This window comes from Pseudomonas sp. W22_MBD1_FP4 (genome assembly GCF_052113765.1).
In the GTDB taxonomy this organism is placed as follows: domain Bacteria; phylum Pseudomonadota; class Gammaproteobacteria; order Pseudomonadales; family Pseudomonadaceae; genus Aquipseudomonas; species Aquipseudomonas sivasensis.
Genome location: NZ_JBGQOI010000001.1, coordinates 363125 through 385640, shown reverse-complemented (window position 1 = coordinate 385640; position 22516 = coordinate 363125). Strand labels below are relative to the sequence as shown.

Here is a 22516-nt window from a genome sequence, read left to right as displayed (position 1 = left end):
AGCTACATGAAACAATTTACGCCTACTCCCTCCTCCCTTCTGCGCAACGACACTTAGCTAGTAGCTCCGAGTTTTTGCCCGATCAAGTAATTTATCTGGCGGCCCTCCATTGAGATTTTAATCACGCACTCAATCGTCGTGAGTTGAAAGGCGTAACTGTTCGACCTCGTCAAATAAATTACAGAAGACATCTACTAACAAAGGATCAAAGTGGCTTCCAGCTTGCTCAATGATGTAACGCCTTGACTGCTCGACATCCCATGCCTGCTTGTAGGGACGGTGCATTCGCAGGGCGTCATAGACATCGCAGATTGCGACGATTCTTGCGGACAGTGGGATTTCCTCATGCTGTAACCCATTAGGGTAGCCAGTGCCATCCCAGCGCTCGTGATGTGCCAACGCAATTTCCGCGGCTAGATCTGTAACCGGAGAACCATTCAGATCATGCAGAATCTCGTAACCAATTTGTGAGTGTTGCTGCATAATTTCTCGCTCCGCAGGCGTAAGCGATCCACGCTTTTGTAAAATGGCATCTTCTATGCCTATTTTTCCGACATCATGCATCGGTGCCGCCATACGGATCAGTTCACACCATTGGGCAGGCATGCCGATGGCTTTGGCCAGCATCGCGGCAGAGTTTCCAATACGCCTGATATGACTACCGGTGTCGTCGTCACGATAACTGGCTGCTCGGCTCAAGCTACTGATGATTGCGTTGTAGCTGGACGCCAACTGGGCCGTACGCAACTCCACCTTGCGCTCCAGTTCGCAATTCGCATCGCGTAAGAGTCTTGCCGCCTGCGCCAACTCCAGGCAACTGCGCACTCTCAATAATACTTCGGGCAAGTCAATGGGTTTGGAAATAAAGTCATTGGCGCCTCTTTCAAGACCTTTGCGCCTGTTTTGCGGGTCATTCAAAGCCGTTACGATAATGATGGGTGACTCGGTACGGTTGCGTTCTTTGAGACGCTCAAGAATTTCAAAGCCATCCGGGTCCGGCATATCCAAATCCAGCAATACCAAGTCCCAATCACTTGAGAGCAACCAGTCGAGGCCTTCGGCAGAGTTGGAAAAGGTACTGATGTTATCAAGACCAAAGGCTCGCAAACACGACTCTAATAGCCGAAGATTAGTGGCAACATCATCAATAATAACGATTTTACTTTCAGATTTTATTTTGGAAAACATAAATCCGTAACTCCCATTGTTATCGCAAGAACCACACTACGAACATTGACTGGCTCCAACGGAGGTACCAATACGGCCTGACACTCCAGCTCTTTCGTTATTTCTTTACCTTTAGATGTGCCCACGGCGATGATTGACATCCGGTTCGGTACAATATTTTTCCGCAGATTTTTTATAAACGCACTCAACACACTCTCTGGAGCTTGCGTCGCCAAAATTAAGACATTCACCAAAGAGTACTGAAGGTTAAGTTCAGCCTGCAGTAGCGTGCTGACCTGCTCCAGTTCCACATAGCCAGTTAACGCCTTATAGATTAGCTCACCCTGCTCAAGATCATCGCTCACCAACAACACTTTCGGCAAGGCAGACTGTGTAGCGCCTGTTGCATCGACTGGCACCGAATATTCAGCCGAACATAACTCAATCCAAAAAGTGCTCCCTCGCTCCAGTTCACTTTTGAAGCCCATGCTACCGCGCATCAAGTGTGCCAAATCCCTACACAGCGCCAGCCCAATCCCAGTTCCCTGTATGGATGAGTTTTCCTTGCCAAGTCTCTGAAAAGGATTGAAAAGCTCACTCTGAAGAGCCGCACTAATCCCGATACCTGTATCTATTACATAGAGCTGAAATAGCGATTCATTATCAACTTTACGCGCACCTAGCGTAATATTTCCATGGGGTCGATTGTATTTAATGGCATTGGATAAAAGGTTTATAAGCACTTGTTTGAGCCGCCGTTTATCCGCCCATACCTCCCAAGAATCTGGTACATCCTCAATGTGCAGGGTCTGGCCATGGTCCAGAACTTGCTGTTGAACCATATCAGCACAACTATGCAACAAGGCCAGCACCGGTATCGGCTTCATACCCAGCAGCGGCTTTTCAGCCTGTAAACTGGAGAGGTCAAGAAGATCATCAACCAACTGCATCAAATGTTCACTGGCATCGATGATTTCATGCAGGTTAGTGGCATGTTGAGACGGTTCGGCGGGGAGTTGCATAAGGCCCAATTGGGCAAAACCATAAATAGCATTCAACGGAGTGCGCAGTTCATGACTCATACTAGAAATGAACTTGGATTTAGCGGTGCTCGCAGATTCCGCCTCCAGCGTCTTTTCCCTTAGATCCAATTGAGTTCGTTTGAGAGTCGTAATATCAACACAAGCGACTACCAACCCGTCGAAACTTTCGAGTTGAGATGGTTGCAACATACGCCCACGGCAAAGAATCCACATGAACTCACCCTGGACATCACTAATCCGAAATTCGATTTCAAGTGCCATGCTGACGCTACCTTGAGCAGCCAACAGAAATTGCGTGAAGGACTCTCGATCTTCAGGATGGATTTTCTCCAGTAACAGCTCGATGGGTACATCGTTCGACGAAAAACCGAAACGCAAACACAGAGCCCCCTTGAGAATAAAGCGCCGGCTATTTGGGGAATACTCCCAAAGCCCTTCGGCAAAACTCTCCATAACCAACTCCAGGCGCTGCTGTGTAGCGATGCGAGTAGACTCCGCCTTTGCTAACTGCCTGCCCATGCCCAGCGCCTGGTTGGACATGGACCACAACTCCGTGATATCCGAGGGGCTGCCCATAGGCTGCCAGTTGCCTTGGCCGATCTCCCTCATCATTCGGGACACTCCAAGGACAGGGGAATGCAACTGCTGGCTCAGCGCGCGGGTGCGCCACCACATAAAGGCAAAAAACACGACATAGAACAGCACAAGCCCAGCGATCATTACGTACCCGACTTCTCGGTAATGATTAGCGAGCATATTGGTTTCATGCATCACCGCCGCTTCGTCCACCACGGCCAATAGGTACCAACCCGTGGATGGAATCGCACTCCAGGCAACCGAATGAGGACGACCATTGAGTTGCAGTGCAACCGTACCGTTATCAGTATCGCGCATGCTCTTATTAAGGGCGTCAAGATTGGGACGGCTCGCGAGGTTGAAATCTTGAGACTGTAACTGTTCCCGGCCTACCGATTCGGCAGACGCCAGGTTCGTGGCCAATAGAGAAAAATCAACTTCACCGGCTTGCGGTACGGCCATGACATTGAGCTTGTCGCTGACCATCATCAGATAGCCACCCCAAGGCACCTTCAGCTTCTCGATCTGCTTCAAAATGCCGTCAACCGTGACATCTACACCAACTACCCCCTCCAGCGTTTGACCGTTATAGACCGGTGCGATAGCCGACATCATCCAACCATTACCGGCAGGGTCTAAGTACACCTCGGTCCAAACTACTTTTCGCGTGGGATTGTGTTGCGCATCTGCCATATAGTAAAAATTATATTGAGGGATATCCATGTCATGGGGATACTGCAATAACGTGTTGAACCAAGGATAAATGCGGTTGTAACTATCCCTGCCATTGAAGTAAATACTTGAAATTAATGGATTTTCTTCCTTTAACTGCTTCATCATGAAGTCTTGATTAGCTAGACGCGAAACCTTATAAAGGTCTTGTTTTTCCAGGGGGGTGATGTTTGAGTAAAATGAAGCGGGTGCCCCGTCATTATCCGCGCTATAGCGAACACCGTCAGGACTTACCGCTAACGAGGCTTCTGTGACAGGTGGGTCTTCGGCAAGCTCATACTCAGTCGACTTAGCGAATAGACTTACTGTCTTGTAGATCTGCTCTAGTTGGCCTTGTATCAATAGAGCATTCTGTTCAGCCGAAGCCTGAATATCTCGAGTAGCGTTTTGGTGAAGATATTCAATTTGAGAGTTACGAATGGAGTGGTTGGTGATGAAGTAGGTGGTGATTAGCACGCCTTCAACCAAAAACAGCGGCAATAGGCTAGTACTTACAAAAGCACGCCAGATCCATCTACGTAGACTGGTCGTTTGGGTTGCGGCTGCTTTCATCGGCACTCTCCTTGACCTCAGACGAATAGATGGTGGCACCGTGACACTATGCTGCTCTCATCTCCGTCATTTGTCCAAGAATCCCAAACATATGCGGTGATTTTTTCCAGTCGAAAACACATTCGGGGTTTAGCGCCTATCAAGCACCGGCTAGCAACCATATGACCATAGTCGAACAACCCGTACTGTCATGTATGCCTTACGCTATGCTCCGGACTGGCTCAGAAGGAGTAAGGCTAATGGATACGGCCATCGCGGAAGCGGGAGCGTTCATAGAAGACGCAGATGAAACCGGTGTTCTTCTGCTGGATAGCCAAGGGTTGCTACTTGCAATAGACGATTGCGCCATCGCCCTGCTGGGCGTGGGAGAGCCATCTGGCAACCACTCTCCAGCCTCTTTTCTCTCCCTCGCGCCCTCTACTTTCGACAATCACCTCAACCATGCAAGGCTCCAGGGCTGCTGGCACTTTAAGAGTGTTTCGATCAGTGGCCACGCCCTGAGCATCAAGCTTGACTACAAGGTCCAACGAGGAACGTTCATAGTAAAGATCCGCCCAACTGGCTCTATAAGGCTTGCCGAGGAGGATTATCGTCTGGCATTCGACTCCGCAGGTACCGGCCTGGCTATGCTACGAATGACTGGCGAATGGATCGCCGCAAACCAGATGCTCTGTCAGATGCTCGGATACACCGAAAAAGAACTTCGTGCGACCTCATTCCAACACTTGACACACCCCGACGATGCGTACGCTCACAAAGATGAATTACAAGAACTCATTCAAGGGCAGCGCGTAAGCCTGACCCTAGAAAAACGCTATATCCGCAAGGACGGCAGCATACTGTCGGCACGCTTGACGTTGGGTATCGCCCGCAACCACAAAGGAGAGCCGCTGTACTATGTTTCCCAGCTTGAGGACATCAGTGAACACCTCGCTTTGCGCCAGGCGTTGTTAAACAACGAAAAAAAATACCGCTCTCTAGCCCAAAACTCGCAAAACATTATTCTTAGGTACAACCGGCTCGGCCAACAAATTTACGCCAACCCTGAGTTCGAACGCGCTCGTGGGTTTCCCAAAACTCACATCTTTGAACACGTCGCAACCCAACCGGCGCCTCTAAATCAAATCGACGAGCGCTACCGCGCACAACTGCAGCACACTTTGTCCACCGGCACTGCCACAACATTTCTGCTGGAAAGCAAAGACCCCTACTCTGGCCGCTCCATCGATTTTCTATGCAGTTTGACCGCCGAGCATGATGACTCAGGAGAGCTCTCCGGGGTACTAGTCATGGCGCAAAATATCAGCACTTTGCGCATGCAAGAGCGCGCCGAGAATGCGCGTTCCGCGATTTTTCAGGGGATGATCACCCAGGGTGTCTTGGCTGATATTCAACCGCTGCTCAGTTCATATTTGCAGGTACTGATACCCGAGTTTCACAATGCCATTGTCTTCAAGACAATACCGGGCGACGAAAGCCACGATATGCCTGATCTAGGGCCTGTGACGATTGAAGGCTGTCTTGCAGCGGACGTTGAGAGCCATCCTGAGTTTTTCGACCGGCGTCGCTTGATAGGCAATTTGCAAACAGAAGCCGCACACCTGACATTCACCTTGCCAGCCGTGCGGGAAGGTTACCGAAGTTGTTGGCTGGAGCCGGTAGTCAATGCCGCCGGGCACACGGTGGGCATGATTTTTTTGTTTGTAAGTGGCGAGGCTGTGTTAAGCGAACAGGATCGCAAACATGCGCAAATAGCCAGCAATATCGGTGCTATTGCCTGGGAACGCTATTCAACTCTCAATATTCTCGCCCAAAGTGAACGCCGCTACCGCGAAGTCTTCGACCACTCGCAGGATATGCTTAGCCTGATGGGCATCGATGCCGACCAGCAGCTCGTTTGCCTGGAAGCAAATCCCCAACTGTGCCAGATATTAGCCAAGTCCCACGCACAGTTGATTGGCAAACCTTTGAATCAGTGCCTGGAAAGTGAGGCCGCAGAAATCGTAGAAGCCATCTGTCAACATTGCATCGCCGTAGGGGCTCCCATTGAACTGGATGCACAGGTGCCCTGCGGTGAGCGCTCGCTCGTCATTCACTTTAATCTGGTACCCGTGGCCGATATCAATGGCCGCTTGCACCGCATGGTTTGTATTGCCCGCAACATTACCGATATCCGCGAAACCCAACGCAACGAACGCGCCCGACAACAAGAAATTGGCACACTGGTCGAAAACTCCCCAGACGGCATCGCACGCCTGACTCCTTCTGGAAAGTTGCTGTTTATCAATCCGGCCCTGGAACACTGGCTTGATCGACCTCAAGTGGACCTGCTGCATAAAGATCTACTTGAGGTTTTGCCAAAAAGCCTTCAAAGCCAGCTATTTCATGCAGCAGTCATCGAGGCCGCGGAAAACGGCCACCCGGTGGAGCATGAGTATGTGCTCAATGACCATCGTCGCTTACGACGCGTCTATCACATCAGTCTCGTTCCGGAACACAATGTCCAAGGGCAAATCACCACCGTACTCGCGGTTGTTCGTGACATATCAGCATTAAGAGTGGCGGAACAAAGACTGGCATCGCTCAATAGTCAGTTGCGTCAATTGATGTCCAGCCGTGAAAGCGACCGAGAAGAGGAGCGCAAGCTGATCGCACAGGAGATACACGATGAACTGGGTCAGCATTTGACCGCAATCCGGATGGGCACTTCGCTGCTGCGCTTTCAGTACGGCGAACAACTCCCACTATTGAGTGAGCAAGTGACACGTTTACTGTCCCTGATCGACCAGACAGTGCAGGTGGTGAGGAACATATCGACCAACCTGCGCCCTTCCATTCTCAATATGGGAATCGCTGCATCATTAGAGTGGTTGACCGACACCTTCAAACAGCAATGGGCTATCGCCTGCGATTTGCACATTCGCCCCGAAAAAGTCGAGCTGGACGATGCCAGCGCCACTGCGGCGTTCCGCATCGCTCAGGAGTCACTGACCAATATCGCGCGGCATGCCGAGGCGACACGGGTCAGCGTCACCTTTGAACAAACAACCAGTGGCTGGATGTTGGAGGTCACCGACAATGGCAAAGGTTTCGATCAGCGTGTGCAACCCACAAAGACGCTCGGCCTGTTGGGCATGCGCGAGCGTGGCCTGAGCTTGGGTGGCACCACCAATATCTCCACTAGCATTGGCAACGGCACTACCGTGCAACTGCGTGTGCCCGATTCAAGGAAGCACAACTCATGATCCGACTGATGGTGGCCGACGATCACAGAATAATGCGTGAAGGGCTCAAGCAATTGTTTGCCTTGGTCAAGGATTTTTCCGTAGTGGCGGAAGCGGAAAATGGCTCCCAGGTCTTGGATCTACTTCGTAACATCCAGATCGACGTGCTACTGCTTGACATGACTATGCCCGGAACAAGTGGCGAGGACCTCATTGGCCGTGTCCACGCGCACTACCCCAAGCTGCCGATGCTGATCCTGAGCATGCACAACGAAGCCCATATCGCCCAGCGTGCTTTGCGCGCCGGTGCCTCAGGCTACATGACCAAGGACCGTGATCCGGAAACACTGTTAGCGGCGATTCGCAAGGTGGCCACCGGTGGTCGCTACCTCGACCCGCAACTTGCCGAACAGATCGCGCTACAGAGCACAGGTTTGTCCCCCGAAAGCCCATCGCAGAGTCTCTCCGCCCGGGAGTTCCAGATACTGCGCATGCTGGCCCAGGGCATGAGTGTCAACCAGATCGCAGAGCAACTGGTCATCAGCAATAAAACCGTGAGTACCCACAAGACTCGACTGATGGAAAAAATGTGCTTCACCACCAGTACTGACCTGGTGCGTTACGCCTTGAAGGAAGGATTAGTCTGAAACAGCGGTCCACGCTTAGCGATGATGCCCGCGAACACCGAGGATAGCCGCAGCGATCTGCTCCAGCGGCAACTCCCGTTCTACTGCTCCGAGCTTTAACGCCTCACGCGGCATTCCATACACCACACAAGACTCCTCATCCTGCCCAAGGGTCTTTGCGCCAGCATCACGCATTTCCTTCAAGCCACGTGCACCGTCATCGCCCATGCCGGTCATAATAATCCCCAGGGCATTGCTGCCCGCCCCGCGCGCCACCGAACGAAACAGCACGTCCACCGAGGGACGATGCCGGCTGACCGCAGGACCGTCCACGATATCCACTTGATACTGCGCGCCATTGCGCTTCAACAGCATATGACGGCCCCCGGGCGCGATCAGCGCGCGCCCCGGAATCACCCGATCGCCCTGCTCCGCCTCTCGAACTTCAATCTCACACACTTGATTGAGGCGTTCGGCAAAGGCGGCGGTAAATTTTTCCGGCATGTGCTGAACAATGACAATGCCCGGGCAAACCCGGGGCAACCCGCGCAGCACCTGCTCCAACGCTTGCGTGCCGCCAGTGGAAGTGCCGATGGCGACTATGCTTTCCGTGGTGCGGGCCATCGCTGCCACGCCGGCCGGTAAGATCGAGTCGGCACTGAGTCGAGGGGCAGCCTCAACAGCCGTTCGGGTACTCATTACCCGCTTCATATTGGCCTTGGCGGCAGCCTTGACCGCCTGGATCAGTTCGTCCGCGCTCTCGGTCAGGAACTGTCGCAAATTGGACTGCGGCTTGGTGACGATACTCACCGCCCCCGCCGACAGCGCCTGCAAGGTGGTCTTGGCGCCCTTCTCGGTCAGCGTCGAACAGATCACCACCGGCGTGGGGCGTTCGGCCATCAGCTTTCTTAGAAAAGTGATGCCGTCCATACGCGGCATCTCTACGTCGAGCACGATCACATCAGGCCATTGCTTGCTCATCTTTTCCATGGCGAACACCGGATCAACCGCGACACCGATGACCTCGATCCCGCTGGCCTGGCTCAAGCTAGCACTCAGTACCTGACGTACGACTGCGGAATCATCGACGATTAATACTTTAATATCCGTCATCTTGCGTTACTCCTGGGCGACTCGAACGGGTTCAACGTGCCGTCGGCATGCTTGAGTTGAACGCGCCCGGTGCCCACATCGAACACCAGGCTCCGATAACCTTGGCCACCGACGTGATAGACCTCACACACCAACCCATTGGCCTCGATCAGGCCTATGGCGGCATTCACGTTCCGTTGGCCAATGCTCAAGCCATCGGAACGCCTCACTCCGGGAAACATGTCTCCACCGCCGAACACGCTGACGGAAAACTGTTCGGGGGGAACCTGCGCCCGCACCATGAAGTTGAACAGCAGCGCTAACGCATCTGCCGCATAGCGGCCATTGAGACTACCTACGTCCTGTCTGCGTCGACGAGGCAGCATGTAGTGACACATCCCGCCCAATAGTCGTTGTGGATGCCAGAACACCAGCGCAACACAGGACCCCAGCACAGTACGCAACCGCAATTGTCGACCGCCAAACGCCACGTCACCAGGTTGCAGGAAGTGTTCGATCAACCGAGGCATGTCACACCGCCGACTTGCGATAGATGGACGGTTTGACCAACTGCACATCGTCGCTGATGCCATTCAGGCTTTCCGAATGGCTGACAATGAAATATCCGCCCGGCTTCAGGTGTTTCAGCAGACGTGTGACCACCTCGCACTTGGTTTGATTATCAAAATAAATCATCACGTTACGCAGGAAAATTACATCGAACCGACCAACAGCCGGCAGCGGATTGTTAAGGTTGATCGGATTGAAGGTAATGCGCGACGCTAAGGTCGGTTCAATCATGAAAATGCCGTTATTGCTGCCGACCCCCTTCAGGCAGTACTTAGTCAGCAAGGCTTCGGGAATGCCCCTGAGTGCGTCGAGCGAATAACGACCGCATCGGGCTTTTTCCAACACTCGGCTGCTGATATCTGAGGCGAGGATTTCCCACGGCCTAGCACCCAGGCTGTCGGCCAGCACCATGGCCAGGGTGTAAGGCTCCTCTCCGCTGGAGCAGGCACCACTCCAGATACGCACCGCCGCGTTACCGCGCAGCTCGGGCAGGATCACGTCCCGTAGAAACTCAAAATGCTTGGGCTCGCGGAAAAAATAAGTCTCGTTGGTGGTCAGCAAATCCACCGCCATCTGCAACTCGATGTCGTCCTTCATCAACAAGCGATAATAACTGCCGTACGTGGTCAAATTGAAAAATTGCACACGTTTGGCCAAGCGGCCACTGATCAGCTGCTTTTTGGCATCGGACATGCTGATGCCGGCCACCTGGTGAATCAGGCTGCGAAACTGCTGGAACTCGTTATCGGAAAGAATGACGTTCATGACGCAAGCCCCTGACCAGGGAGGTCCAGCGGTAGCAACGCCGACCAGTCATCGGTGCTGAGCATCTGTTCAATGTCCAGCAACAGAACGAAGCGGTCATTGAGTTTGCCGATGCCGACCATGAAGGTCGGGCTCAGTCGCCCCTGGAGCCTGGGTGCCGGCTCGATCTGTTCGGGAGGGATCTCCAGGACTTCGCTGACTGCATCGACAATGATCCCCACCAAGCCTGCGCCACCCGCCCCGCGCACCTCCAACATGACAATGCAGGTACGGGCGCTTTCCTGAGTCAGGCCGCTCCCGAAACACAATCCCAGGTCAAGTACGGGGATCGCCGCACCGCGCAAGCTGGTGACCCCGCGAATGCTCGGCGGCGCCATCGGCAGGGCTGTGATTGGACCGTACTCGACGATTTCCCGCACGCTCAGGGTGCCCACGGCAAACATCTCCTGGCCGATGCTGAACGTCAGGTACTGGGTTGGCACTGCCGACCCGGAGACGGGTAAACACGAGGTGGAAACAGACATGACTCACTCCTCGGGCTGCACCGTGAACGGCGACATCCCTCTCAAGACTCAACTTAGGTACCGGATGATGACCAGCGCTCAGTGCAACTGACTGGAGATTTCATTGACCGACAACACCTGCTCGATTTGAAGCACCGTCAGAAACTCACCTCGTACCTTGACCATGCCTCGGATGAAATCTTCTCGGATTCGGTTGCCAATTGCCGGAACCGGTTTAATCTCGGCCAGCTCGATCTCGATCACCTCACTCACCGAGTCGACGACAATGCCAAGCACGTGAGGCTCTCCTGCCTGCATCATCTCTAGGATCACAATGCAGGTCCTGCTGCCCTGCTGCGTGGTGCCTTTGCAAAAGCGCGCCTGCAGATCGATAACCGGCACCACAGAACCACGCAGGTTGATCACACCCCGGATAAAGTCCGGCATCATCGGCACCGTGGTGACCTGCCCGTACTCGATGATCTCGCGCACACACAAGGTGTCGATGGCGTAGACCTCCTTGGCGGACATGAACGTCAGGAACTGCAGGAACGAGTCGTCATTATCGCTGTGCGAGGTGAACTCGCTGCTGATCAGGGCTTCAGGTTCCATGGCTCAACTCCCAAAGCGAATGAAACCGCCCTCTTGGGCCTGCTCACCACACTGCAAGCCGCTGTGGCTTGAGAGCGAGGTACGGGGTACGGCCGAAGTTGCTCCGCGACCGCTGAGGGTAAAAAAGCCCATCAACTCTTGCAGCTGCTCGGCCTGGCTACTCATTTCCTCGGCGGTCGCCGCCAGCTCTTCAGAGGCAGAAGCGTTTTGCTGAGTAATCTGACTCATCTGGGACATGGCCGTGTTGATCTGCTCCGAACCAATGGATTGCTCTTCGGACGCAGCGGCAATCTCCTGCACCAGGTCGGATGTCTTGGTAATCGACGGGACGATTTCATCCAGCAGGTTGCCGGCCCGCTCAGCCAGGGCGACGCTGTTTTTTGCCACTTGGCCGATCTCCTGGGCCGCGATCTGGCTGCGCTCAGCGAGTTTGCGAACCTCGGCAGCGACCACCGCGAAACCCTTGCCATGTTCACCGGCGCGGGCGGCTTCGATGGCAGCGTTCAGCGCCAGCAGATTGGTCTGGTAGGCAATCGAGTCGACGATGCCAATCTTCTCGGCAATGGTTTTCATCGCTGAAACGGTGTCTTTCACCGCCTGCCCGCCTTCACTCGCCTCCTTGGTTGCCTTGCCCGCCATGCCATCGGTCACTTTCGCGTTCTCGGTGTTCTGTGCGATAGACGCCGACATCTGTTCCATGGAAGCGGATGTTTCCTCAACCGACGCTGCCTGCACCGACGCCGACTGGCTGATGCTTTGCGCCGTGGCGGAGATTTCTTCCGAGGCGCTGGACAGGGAATCGGCCGAGCTGCGCACCTCGCCAATGATTTGCGAGAGCTTGCTCACCGTTTCGTTGACTGCGTTTTTCAAGTCTTGCAGGCTGCCCTGGTAATCACCCTTGACACTGCGGGTCAGGTCGCCACTCGACAGCGCCACCATCACGCTCATCGACTCGTTGAGCGGGGCAACGATCGAGTCCAGCGTACTGTTGATCCCCGCGACAATACGTCGGAAATCACCTTGGTGACGAGAGCTGTCGGCACGGGTATCAAGCTTGCCAATTGTTGCGTCCGAGCTGAGCGTCTGGCTGTCGTCAACCAGCGACTGGATATTGCGCCGCAGTTGCTCGATGTTGTCGTTGATAAAGGCTTTTTTGCCAGGGAAGCGGGCCAGAGGCGCCGACAGGTCGCCTTCACCAAAGGCACGTATACAGGCCATGGCTTGCTTCTTCACGCTGATGTGGCCGTTGACCATGTCGTTGATGCCTTGCGCCATCAGCCCGTAGCTTCCGGCAAAGCGCGCTGCGTCGATCTGGACGTCGATGTCACCTTTGTCATGCTCTGCGGACATGTGGTTCATTTGAGTGATCAGTTGATTAAGCGTCGCGCTCAGTTGCTCCATGGAACCCAATAAGCCTGAATGCCCAACACCATTGGTGATGGCTACTCCATCCAACTGCCCGGCGACGATGCGTTCCGACAGTATCCGCACCTCTTCAGGTTCACCGCCCAGTGTGCGCAGCAGACTACGTCCCAGGAAAAACCCGAACAGCGCGATAAGCAGCAAAGTCAAACCGCCCACCAGGACAATGGTGTAGTAAGCGGTCTGCTCGGTCGCACCCGCAATCAACGCATTTTTTTGACCAAGTTCAAGGTTGTACTTGCGCATTTCACTCAAGGCTGAGTCGACTTTTTCTCGTGTAAGTTCAAGCTCGGGTAACAGGCGGCGCGCTGCCGGGTCGCCAGATTTAAGCGCGCTGTCGAAACGCTCAGCGCCTCGGTTGTAGTCGGCAATAATGCTGCGCAAGCCGCTGAGTAAAACCCCATCGTGCTCATCGGAGATCAACTCCTTCTGATAGCGATCCAGCGCCTGGTCAATGGACTCCCTATCGCCCTGCTGCAGAGTTAGAGCGCTCGGGTCGGACAGACTCTGCCATTGACGACTGTGGCTTTCTGCCAAGTTCACGGCTAATTGATCCAGCAAAACCAGGCTGGGAACTGTATTGAATTCAGCATAACCGGCAGTCGTCCTAACCCCGCCCATCAGATAGAGACTTACAGCGCTCAGAGTGAGGATGCCCAGCAGGGCGAATGCGACCAACAGCGAGATATTCTTTTTGACCGTCATGATGGTGTACTCCAGGGAGCGAACTATTGAGTCAATTCAGGGCTGAGCGTCGCGCCGTGTCTCTGCTGGCTGGCGACTTGCCCGAGAAGTTTGGGAATATCCAGGATCAACGCTACTGCTCCGTTCCCCAGGATGGTGAAGCCGCCCAATCCTTGAGCCGTACCGAAAAGCTTGCCCAATGGCTTGATAACGGTCTGGAATTCACCCAGCAACTGATCAACCACCAGCCCTACCCGGACCCCCGCGTAATGCACGACAACGATATTTTCGCGCCCATGGTTGGGCTCGTCGGTGGCAAACATCTCGCGCAGACGGACGACGGGCAGAACGTCCCCCCTGAGGTCCAGGAACTCTTTAGCTTCGAGGTCTTGCGGCGTCAGCTCGATGCATTCCTCGACCATGTCCAGCGGCACCACATAGGAGGCGTTACCCACACCAATCAGAAAGCCGTCGATGATGGCCAGCGTCAGCGGCAGACGGATGCGCACCGTGGTGCCCACCCCCTCCTCGCTTTCCAGGTTGACGCTGCCTCGCAGGGCGAGAATGTTTCGCTTCACCACATCCATGCCCACCCCTCGGCCGGACAGGTTGCTGACCTGATCGGCAGTGGAGAAGCCAGGTTCAAAAATCAGATTGAGAATGTCGCTGTCCGCCAGCGTCTGCCCTTCGACCAACAAACCACGTTCATTAGCTTTGGCCAGGATCCGTTGTTTATTAAGGCCGCCACCGTCATCGCTGACTTCGATCACGATGCTGCTTGCCTCGTGATAGGCATTGAGGCGAACGGTGCCCTGCTCCGGTTTGCCTCGCTCGCGTCGCAGTTGCAGAGGTTCGATGCCATGATCCATGGCATTGCGTACCAAGTGGGTCAAGGGGTCGCCAATACGCTCGACCACGGTTTTATCCAGCTCGGTTTCCGCACCAAGCACCTGCAATACAATGTCCTTGCCCAGTTCCTTGGATACATCCCGCACCACCCGCTGAAAGCGGTTGAACGTGCCGCCGATCTGCACCATGCGCAGGGTCAAGGCACAATCGCGCACTTCTTCGACGAGGCGCGACAGGGAGCTGGTCGCTTCAATCAAGGTGCCGATACCGCTGTGGATCGCCCCCAGATTGGCGCCCGCACCGGCGATGATCAGCTCTCCCACCAGATTGATCAGCTGATCCAGCTTGCCGGCATCGACCCGAATCAAGTTGCCTTCGGCAGTACGCGCCTCTTTGGCGCCCCGGGCCTTGGATTCGTCATTGCGCTCCAGCGCCTGATCCGCGGCCTCCTGAGGGGGCGAAACTTCCACCGACGCCAAAGGCACCATGCTTGCCAGCCAGTCTTCACGAGTGAGGGAGCCACAGGCGATCAGGGCTTCAAGCATGACCTCGGGGTCAGCGCCAAGGCGCGAAATCAGCGCTTGGAAGTCTGCAGGCTCGCTGTCAGGGGGCAGCACGCAGATTTGGCTGCCTTCACGAACAAAATCGAAAGCACCCTCAATGGTTGCCTGGTCTACATCAGTGATAAAACCCAGCTCAAAGCCCAAGTAGCAAGTCTCCGGGTCCATCGACGCGACGTCCGGCAGGCCATCGGTGATGCAAACAATCGCGCTGATTTGCCCGAAGCTGTTGAGGTAGCGTAGGAAAGACAAGGGGTCCATACCGTTACGCAGAACATCGTCACAGAACCTTAACGAGAGGTGCCAATTACCAGGGAACCCCTGCTCTTGGCAGTCGTCCGCTGCTACGGATTGAAGCGTGTCGGTAGGATGTATGAGATAGCTGTTCAAGCGCTCCACCAGCGCCGCTCCTTGGCGCTCATGCTCGATGGTCATACCTTGAAGGTCGCCATGACTGGCCAGCAGATTGATCAACTCGCACAGGTGGTCTCGCACTTGTAAGAACAAGGCACTCAGAGCCTCATCCACTTTCAATTCATTGCCACGCACCCGGTCCAGCACACTCTCCGCAACATGGGTGAACGCGACGATCGGCGTAAAACCGAACAGACCTGCGGACCCCTTGATGGTATGGGCGACACGAAACAGCGCGTTGATGGTGTCGATGTCATCCGGCGCTTGCTCAATCTGCAGCAATGCATCTTCCATCAGGAGCAAGAGTTCCTGACTTTCAGCGATGAAAGTCTGCAGTACGTCATCCATATTCATGGGCGAGCTCATGGCTTTATCCTCTGTGCTGACGGGCCGGGGCCGACTCATCGAACAAGCTGTACAACCCACTCAAGTCGAGGGCGTTGATCACCGCTGCGCTGGGATTGCTCAGAATCAGGCTGGAGCCTTGGCGCACAGACTCTTGCTTGATCATCACCAGCAGTTGCAAGCCGGCAGTGTCCAGTTCGTCGACGCCGCCCAGGTCCATTTCCACTTCCTGGGCCAGGGGAAATAACTCCAGCAACAGGTCTTTGCGTTCAGCGGCTGTGTAGATAGTCAGAGGTCCTTCAAGGACCAGAATCCGACGTAAGCAGGGCATGGTGTTTGACATGACAACCTCTATTCCAGGAACACTGGTCGGCTAAGGCATGATCAATTTGGAAACAGCACTGAGCATTTGAGACGGCTGGAACGGCTTAACCATCCAGGCTTTGGCACCGATAGCCTGCCCCTGCTGCTTCATCACATCCCCTGCTTCAGTGGTCAGCATGATCACTGGCGTGAATTTATAAGCCGGCAGCTGCTTGGCGGCTTTGACGAAGCTGAGGCCATCCATGTTCGGCATGTTCACGTCACTGACGATCAGGTGAATCTTGCGGCCATCGAGTTTGCTCAGTGCGTCACGACCATCAACGCCTTCGATGACTTCGTACCCGGCGCCCTTCAGGGTGATGCTCACCACCTGACGTATGGAGGCAGAGTCATCGACAATCAAAATGGTTTTGCTCATGGGGATACTCCCTAGAAAAAAGTGACATCGGATGAACTGCTGCTCACCAGCGGCTTGCCGTGATGGATCGCGTGCTGCTCTGGCATCGTGTAGGTACTTGCCAATTGGTCAAGCCAGGTCTGGGCAATGATGAGGTCCGGTGAGCCGCCGGCTTGAGTGATTTGCTGGCGCTCGGTGATATGCCCACGAAGCTTGCATAAGTCGTTGTTGACCAGGTTGAGCATCTGGCTGACGCGATCCTGGAACTGGAGGGCCACCAACACTCCCGCGATCTCGCTGGCAACGCTTTCGCTTTGTTGCTGAAGGCTGCTGCTGGTATCGACGATGGCCTGAGCGTTGTGCCGAAAATGCTCGATTACCTGGGACACCAATTGCTCTGAATGAGCCAAAGTCTGTGAGTCCTGCTGCGCCTGGTGCCGAGACAACTCAACAGTGCGAGAGATCGCCGCATTGACCGTGTTGACTGTCTCGCTGATTTTCAAGCCCGTCTCCCCCGACAGACTGGAGAGTTTGCGCACCTCGTCTGCCACCACGGCGAAACCGCGACCGGCATCACCTGCCCGGGCAGCCTCGATGGCGGCGTTAAGTGCCAGCAAGTTGGTCTGCTTTGCAATATCACCGACAAACTTGGCCATTTCCTGCAACTGAGAGGTGAAGTCGGACAGCATCAGTACTTCCTTGAGCTCCGATTCCTTGCGTAAGAGCGCGCTGCGCAGTGCCACCATGATCGAGTCCAGATCGCGCTGGCCCACCTCAAGGATTTCCAGCAACCGGCTTCCGGAATTCTGCCCGGCGCCATCAAAAGCAGAAGCGCAGATGTCTCCCGACAGCGTCGCAAAACGATCGCTCAGTTTTAGAATCGATTCTTCGCTGAGGGTCCGAGCGGCTTCGATCTGCTGCCCCCAAATCGGCAGGACCTGGGTGCACACTTCACCCAACCCTTCATCCGGCGAAACAACCGGAGGCCGGCTGGATTGCTCATGAATCTGCTGCTGTACAAGCCGTTGAGCACTCAACGCACGCTGGGCAAAGCCGCCAACCAGACAAGAGCCGAGTAATACCATTGCGCCGCTGGCGATGCTCAAGGCACTCAGATCACTATTGAACAGAATAGCGACGCAACCGAAGACACCACTTAAACCCGCAGGTAGCAGAGTCAAGACAGCGGAGGGGTAAATCGTCTGTCCTTTCACCTTGGTCTCTCCACTTCAGCGCAAGCCGGATCGGTCGGAATGTGCGCATCCTCAGGAGCGAACGCACAGCTTTTCCGTTACATGGAGAGATAGTGGCTTTATGATGGCTCCGCTTGTATCAGAGCTTCCCTATTTGCCAGTAGGGATTGCAGTTTCACGGTAGGAAAATCCCTACTCTTATGACCCTCGAAGAAATGCGTAAAAAAACAGCGATGAGCGTTCCTATCGCTGACATGAAAAATCAAACGGTGAATCGCCTTGGGTTCTCTAGACACCTTGCAAGCTCGTTAATGCCTTCCTATAGCCCTCCCTCTGGAAGCTTGATGCCGAAGGGGCGGACGATCCCTTCACAACACTGGGCGTGCCCATCACGCAGCTACAACACAGTGCCCATTGTCAGCCCGTTTCTTTCAGCCTATCTTGTATAAACCTATACAAGGTCATTTCCGATGTACAAGAAAATGAAGTGGCCGTTGACGCTGTATTTTGACGGTGAATGCCCTCTGTGCGCGCGAGAAATCAAGTTCCTGCGAGGACGCGCCGTAACGGATCGACTGCTTTTTGTGGACATCAGCAGCGGTGCATTCGATGCCGAGGCACTTGGGTTGACGTTCGAGCACATGCAGTCGTCCCTGCACGCTCGTTTCGCTGATGGCCGCTGGGTTACCGGCCTGGATGCCACTCTGTGGAGTTGGCGAGCGGCTGGCTTAGGTTTTTGGGCCACGCCACTGACGTGGCGTGCATTGCGCCCGCTGTTTGAATTCGGTTATCGCCTTTTCTGCCGTTTACGCCCCCATTTGGCGTGGTTACCTCATCCAGAGGGTGGCCGCCGCTGTGTCGATCAGCAGTGCGCGGTGCCGGCGTCAAAACCCGCATCAGACAAGCAGGCCATTTTGAAAAAAAAGCAGACCTAGAACGCTTTGCGTTGTCATGGTCCCGACGAAGAAGGTGGGTCATGGCTGATCTGGCGACCCCCGTGCCATCTGCGTCAGATCGTGCGCAGCAGATACGTTCCTACCGCCATGGATTGCCGACACTTAAACCGCAGCATGGCTGCGAGGAATCAAGATGAGCCCATCATTAGCCGAACACTACCGTGAAATTCTCGTCGGCGTAGGCGAGAACCCTGAGCGTGAAGGACTGCTGGACACCCCCAAGCGCGCAGCCAAAGCAATGCAGTACCTGTGCAATGGCTACACAATGAGCCTGGAAGAAGTGATCAATGGCGCATTGTTCGAATCGCAAAACGATGAAATGGTCATCGTGCGCGACATCGAACTGTATTCATTGTGTGAGCATCACATGCTGCCCTTCATCGGCAAGGCTCATGTGGCATACATCCCTACTGGAAGGGTATTGGGCCTGTCGAAAGTGGCCCGAGTGGTCGATATGTTCGCCCGCCGCTTACAGATCCAGGAAAACCTCACAAAACAAATTGCTGACGCCATTCAGCACATCACCGATGCGGCCGGCGTGGCAGTGGTCATTGAGGCTAAGCACATGTGCATGATGATGCGAGGCGTGGAGAAGCAAAACTCGGTGATGACATCTTCGGTGATGCTGGGAGCCTTTCGCGAGTCGTCCGCGTCGCGTCAGGAGTTTCTACAGCTGATTGGACGAATGGGTTAACACCAACAAAGCGAACCAGACCGCGGGAGCGCCTAGATGAACAGTCCCTTCAAGATGAACTCGCTTGGTGAGGGCTATCGTGCCCTCGTGATAGGTGCCAGTGGAGCGATCGGCTCGGCTTTTTGTGAGTTGCTCAATCAGGATCCAAGTTGCGCGTATGTGCGTGAGCTGGGGCGTAACAGTGTTCCATGCCTCGATCTGGAAGAGGCCGACAGTATTGCCAGCGCGGCCTCCGAATTAGCTCAAGAAGCCCCCTACCAATTAATTTTGCATGCCGCCGGTTTGCTCCATCGCGACGAAATCAAACCTGAAAAGAGCTACTCCGCTATTGAAGCGGATACGCTCCAGGCGATATTCCAGGTCAACACCATCGGGCCTGCGCTGGTTTTGCGTCACTTTTTGCCCTTGCTTGACCCACGAGGCGCGATGGCGATGCTCTCTGCCAAGGTGGGTAGCATCGGTGATAACCGTTTGGGCGGCTGGTACGCCTATCGCGCCTCCAAGGCGGCACTGAACATGATGATTAAAACGGCCGCCATCGAGCTGGCACGAACCCGGCCTCAGACGCGCTTGTTAAGTCTTCATCCCGGCACGGTTATTTCAGGCCTGTCACACCCCTTTCGAGGTGCCTCTGAAGCCAGGCCGGCAAACATTGCTGCGCATGAGCTGTTATCTCTGACTGACCGCTTAGGGCCTGCTGACAGCGGTAATTTCTTTGCCTATAACGGAGAACGCCTTCCTTGGTAGACAGGAAGTGAACCTTGAATCTCCAGGGGCCGACCGACAGGGCCGCGCACAGGGACGTATGCGAATCAGAGCAGCTGCTGCAATTTCGCGTTCCTTTAATGGCAAATGACTGCCCTCCTCTTTAGCTCCAATTTCCGCCTTTGAACTGAACCGTGCCTCCTGCACGTGGTTGTCGGCCTGTGGGTAACGACCATGGCACGTCAGGCATCAGATGGCCGCAGACTTGCACTGTCTAGTCGGCCAAACGCACTCAGCCTGGGATCCTGGCTTGTCAGCTCGCCGCGAGATTGTTAGTGTCGATCCATGACTCACTATTGCCTCACCTCGACTACCACCACCACGACCGCTGTATGCGGAGCGTGCGAGGTGTCGTGAGCCAATAGCCTACGAACTTCAAAGGCCCGCCAGCGATGGACAGGGCCTTTTTTATGCCCTTGTGTCGCTGGTTCAAACGCAAGGAGATGCACCCATGTACGCCCTATTGATACTCGATATCCAAGTCGGGCTTGTTCACGGCCCGGAAAAACCATGGCGCTGCGAAGCATTATTGGAAACAGTGAATAGCCTAATGGACAAAGCCCGCAGCGCTGGCGCTCCGATTTTTCTCGCGCGCCACGTCGGGCCCGCTGGATCGCCCATCGGCCCCGACAGTCCGTTGACGATGCTTGCGCAGGAACTCAACCTGGTGGGTACAGAGGTGGTATTCGAAAAGCGGCGGCCCAACGCCTTTGAAATGACTGAGCTGGCGGACAATTTGCGGTCTCGTGGAGTTACCGGTGTGGTCATCACCGGCATGAAAACTCAATACTGCGTCGACAGCACCTGCCGTGCTGCTCGTGATCTTGGCTTCGATGCGGTACTCGTTGCCGAAGGTCATACCTGTTCAGACACGCCAGTGATGAGCGCTAAGGACATCGTTGCTCATCACAATGCAACCCTTGATGGGCCGTTCTGCCGGCTGGTTCGGGCCGAAGAGTGGCGCTTCTAGCAGAGCCTCAATAACGGGAATGTGCGTGACTTGCGAGAATGATTTCTTCTTGTCACGCTCTGCTACATTCATCGGAGGCCACAATCAGGGATAGAAACAAGTGACCATTCGCCTAAACGTTCGCCTTCTTTTATTCGTGCGATTCGCGAGCATCGCAATCGCGCTCACTGCAGCGACTGCTGCCCACTCTGAGCAATACACAGTGGGCGGCAGATCGATTGAGCTGCCTTCGCCTCAAGGCTACTGCAAGATTGGCGAAACGCCCGGAGAGCAAAAGTTCGTTGAACTGACAGCCAAGGCCACTGGGCCGTCGAGCCGCATTTTGGCGTTGTTTTTGAGGTGCGAAGAGGTGGCAGAGTGGAGAAAAAACGCACCGTCCGAGTTAGTGAGCTCATCCGACTGGGTGGTGTTGGGCGTCATCCTGGACCGTGATGGTCAACTGCGGCCCATGGAGGGCGTGAGCCGTAAGGAGTTTGTCCGCACACTTGGAAGTGCAATGTCTAAAGATCCAACCCTCTTCTCGCGCACGAATGCTGACGCCCAGATTCGACTCAATAGCTTAGTAACCGGAGCGGACTTCAGGATGATGGGCACCCAGGTTCTAAAGGCGGACGACGAAGCCATCTATTTCATTCTGGGAAGTGAAATACTCGCCGACAATGGTGAGCACCGCCGCGTAATCGCTGTATCAGCGATCACCCTACTTAAGGGCGTGCGCATCGTTTATGGCAACTATCGTCAAGTGAACCCATCACAGAATGGCAACGCGCTCTTTGGCAAGACGAACGCGCTGGTTCATGCCGCTGTGCAAGCCAATCCCTGAAACGGACCTCAGCGCCCACGACGGAAATTAAAGACTGACTCACCCCTTTATTGAGTAGTGCGGCAACCGTTAAGTCGATAAGCGCTCAAGCCCCAGATCACTAACGTTTCGGTAGCATCCGCGTCAGGGTGTTGTCCCGCACCCAGTAGTGATGAAACAGCCCTGCAGCCGCATGCAAACCGATCAGCCAATAGCCGCTGCTACCGAGCAGCTCATGCCAATGTTTGAACTGCCTGGCCAAGTCTGGATCGGGCTGGACCAGCGCGGGTAAAAAGAACCCGAAGTAAGGCATCGGTTTACCTGCTGCAGACAACATTAACCAGGCAAGCACGGGCGTAGCGATCATCAGGCCATACAGGGCCAGATGCATCAGGTGCGATACCCCAGTCTGCCACGCCGGTAAGTGTGGCGTTATCGGTGGACGAGGTGTCAGGCGACCCAGCAGGCGTATCCAGACCAGAGCAAAAATGCTCAATCCGAAGACCCCATGCAACCCAAGGAACATCGCTTTCCACGGATTACCCCGTGGCAAAAGCCCTTTGATTTCGATACAGGCATACACGCCGACAAACAGTCCCAGCATCAACCAGTGCAAGGTGATCGACAGTTTTCCGTAACGATGGTCAGTTGAGTCTGGGGTCATGATGCGCCTCTTGAA

19 protein-coding genes and 1 pseudogene are annotated in these 22516 nt (G+C 54.7%); 7 read left to right on the top strand and 13 right to left on the bottom strand.

The features are described 5' to 3' along the window. Positions 1-129: 129 nt before the first annotated feature. Together ACEN2T_RS01840 and ACEN2T_RS01835 are read right to left on the bottom strand one after the other, a co-directional pair. Positions 130-1188, bottom strand: coding sequence for an HD-GYP domain-containing protein (locus tag ACEN2T_RS01840; RefSeq protein WP_442116190.1), 1059 nt, complete (start codon positions 1186-1188; stop codon positions 130-132). Next, positions 1173-4070 (bottom strand): ATP-binding protein, encoded by a 2898-nt coding sequence (locus ACEN2T_RS01835; RefSeq protein ID WP_442116189.1) that lies wholly within the window; start codon positions 4068-4070, stop codon positions 1173-1175. Before ACEN2T_RS01835 ends, ACEN2T_RS01840 begins: the two co-directional genes overlap by 16 nt. Before the next feature lie 239 nt (positions 4071-4309). Between ACEN2T_RS01835 and ACEN2T_RS01830 the strand changes: the two genes are divergently transcribed. Further along, complete coding sequence (locus ACEN2T_RS01830; RefSeq protein WP_442116188.1) at positions 4310-7315, top strand: PAS domain S-box protein; 3006 nt, start codon at positions 4310-4312, stop codon at positions 7313-7315. Further along, positions 7312-7941 (top strand): response regulator, encoded by a 630-nt coding sequence (locus ACEN2T_RS01825; RefSeq protein ID WP_442116187.1) that lies wholly within the window; start codon positions 7312-7314, stop codon positions 7939-7941. The genes ACEN2T_RS01830 and ACEN2T_RS01825 overlap by 4 nt, the downstream gene beginning before the upstream one ends. Positions 7942-7956: 15 nt before the next feature. Here ACEN2T_RS01825 and ACEN2T_RS01820 read toward each other — a convergent pair whose 3' ends face one another. From ACEN2T_RS01820 to ACEN2T_RS01775, 10 genes and pseudogenes are all read right to left on the bottom strand, one after another. Continuing rightward, the gene (locus ACEN2T_RS01820) at positions 7957-9033 is read right to left on the bottom strand and encodes a protein-glutamate methylesterase/protein-glutamine glutaminase (RefSeq protein ID WP_442116186.1); all 1077 of its coding nucleotides are present in this window, start codon (positions 9031-9033) and stop codon (positions 7957-7959) included. Further along, positions 9030-9542, bottom strand: a complete 513-nt coding sequence (locus tag ACEN2T_RS01815; protein WP_442116185.1) for a chemotaxis protein CheD — start codon at positions 9540-9542, stop codon at positions 9030-9032. Before ACEN2T_RS01815 ends, ACEN2T_RS01820 begins: the two co-directional genes overlap by 4 nt. A 1-nt stretch (position 9543) precedes the next feature. Next, on the bottom strand, positions 9544-10347 hold the full coding sequence (locus tag ACEN2T_RS01810; protein ID WP_442116184.1) for a CheR family methyltransferase: 804 nt from the start codon (positions 10345-10347) through the stop codon (positions 9544-9546). Beyond that, positions 10344-10871 carry a chemotaxis protein CheW gene (locus tag ACEN2T_RS01805; RefSeq protein ID WP_442116183.1) on the bottom strand — a complete coding sequence of 176 codons (528 nt, stop codon included), beginning with the start codon at positions 10869-10871 and terminating at the stop codon, positions 10344-10346. The genes ACEN2T_RS01810 and ACEN2T_RS01805 overlap by 4 nt, the downstream gene beginning before the upstream one ends. 78 nt (positions 10872-10949) lie before the next feature. Then, complete coding sequence (locus ACEN2T_RS01800; protein WP_442116182.1) at positions 10950-11462, bottom strand: chemotaxis protein CheW; 513 nt, start codon at positions 11460-11462, stop codon at positions 10950-10952. Between the two features lie 3 nt (positions 11463-11465). After that, positions 11466-13589 (bottom strand): methyl-accepting chemotaxis protein, encoded by a 2124-nt coding sequence (locus ACEN2T_RS01795; protein WP_442116181.1) that lies wholly within the window; start codon positions 13587-13589, stop codon positions 11466-11468. Positions 13590-13612: 23 nt separating this feature from the next. After that, positions 13613-15745: a chemotaxis protein CheA gene (locus ACEN2T_RS01790; RefSeq protein ID WP_442116281.1), complete on the bottom strand. Its 2133-nt coding sequence runs from the start codon at positions 15743-15745 to the stop codon at positions 13613-13615. 16 nt (positions 15746-15761) lie between these two features. Further along, positions 15762-16079 (bottom strand): STAS domain-containing protein, encoded by a 318-nt coding sequence (locus ACEN2T_RS01785; protein ID WP_442116180.1) that lies wholly within the window; start codon positions 16077-16079, stop codon positions 15762-15764. A gap of 30 nt (positions 16080-16109) precedes the next feature. Next, entirely contained in the window at positions 16110-16478 is a 369-nt protein-coding gene (locus ACEN2T_RS01780; RefSeq protein ID WP_442116179.1) for a response regulator, read from the bottom strand. An 11-nt stretch (positions 16479-16489) separates the two neighbouring features. Beyond that, positions 16490-17092: pseudogene (locus tag ACEN2T_RS01775) on the bottom strand (methyl-accepting chemotaxis protein); the annotation flags it as partial. A gap of 1028 nt (positions 17093-18120) precedes the next feature. Between ACEN2T_RS01775 and ACEN2T_RS01770 the strand changes: the two are divergent. The 5 genes from ACEN2T_RS01770 to ACEN2T_RS01750 all read left to right on the top strand — a co-directional run bounded on the left by ACEN2T_RS01770 (position 18121) and on the right by ACEN2T_RS01750 (position 21858). Then, positions 18121-18585: a thiol-disulfide oxidoreductase DCC family protein gene (locus ACEN2T_RS01770; protein ID WP_122757319.1), complete on the top strand. Its 465-nt coding sequence runs from the start codon at positions 18121-18123 to the stop codon at positions 18583-18585. Between the two features lie 154 nt (positions 18586-18739). Beyond that, positions 18740-19300, top strand: coding sequence for a GTP cyclohydrolase I FolE (folE, locus tag ACEN2T_RS01765; protein ID WP_032887313.1), 561 nt, complete (start codon positions 18740-18742; stop codon positions 19298-19300). A 36-nt stretch (positions 19301-19336) separates the two neighbouring features. Continuing rightward, positions 19337-20047, top strand: a complete 711-nt coding sequence (locus ACEN2T_RS01760) for an SDR family NAD(P)-dependent oxidoreductase (protein ID WP_442116178.1) — start codon at positions 19337-19339, stop codon at positions 20045-20047. Positions 20048-20516: 469 nt separating this feature from the next. Then, a complete protein-coding gene (locus ACEN2T_RS01755) occupies positions 20517-21035 on the top strand; it encodes a cysteine hydrolase family protein (protein WP_122681001.1) in 519 nt (172 codons plus the stop codon). A gap of 100 nt (positions 21036-21135) precedes the next feature. Beyond that, entirely contained in the window at positions 21136-21858 is a 723-nt protein-coding gene (locus tag ACEN2T_RS01750) for a hypothetical protein (RefSeq protein ID WP_442116177.1), read from the top strand. Between the two features lie 100 nt (positions 21859-21958). Here ACEN2T_RS01750 and ACEN2T_RS01745 read toward each other — a convergent pair whose 3' ends face one another. Continuing rightward, positions 21959-22501 carry a cytochrome b/b6 domain-containing protein gene (locus ACEN2T_RS01745; protein WP_122757316.1) on the bottom strand — a complete coding sequence of 181 codons (543 nt, stop codon included), beginning with the start codon at positions 22499-22501 and terminating at the stop codon, positions 21959-21961. Positions 22502-22516: the final 15 nt, after the last annotated feature.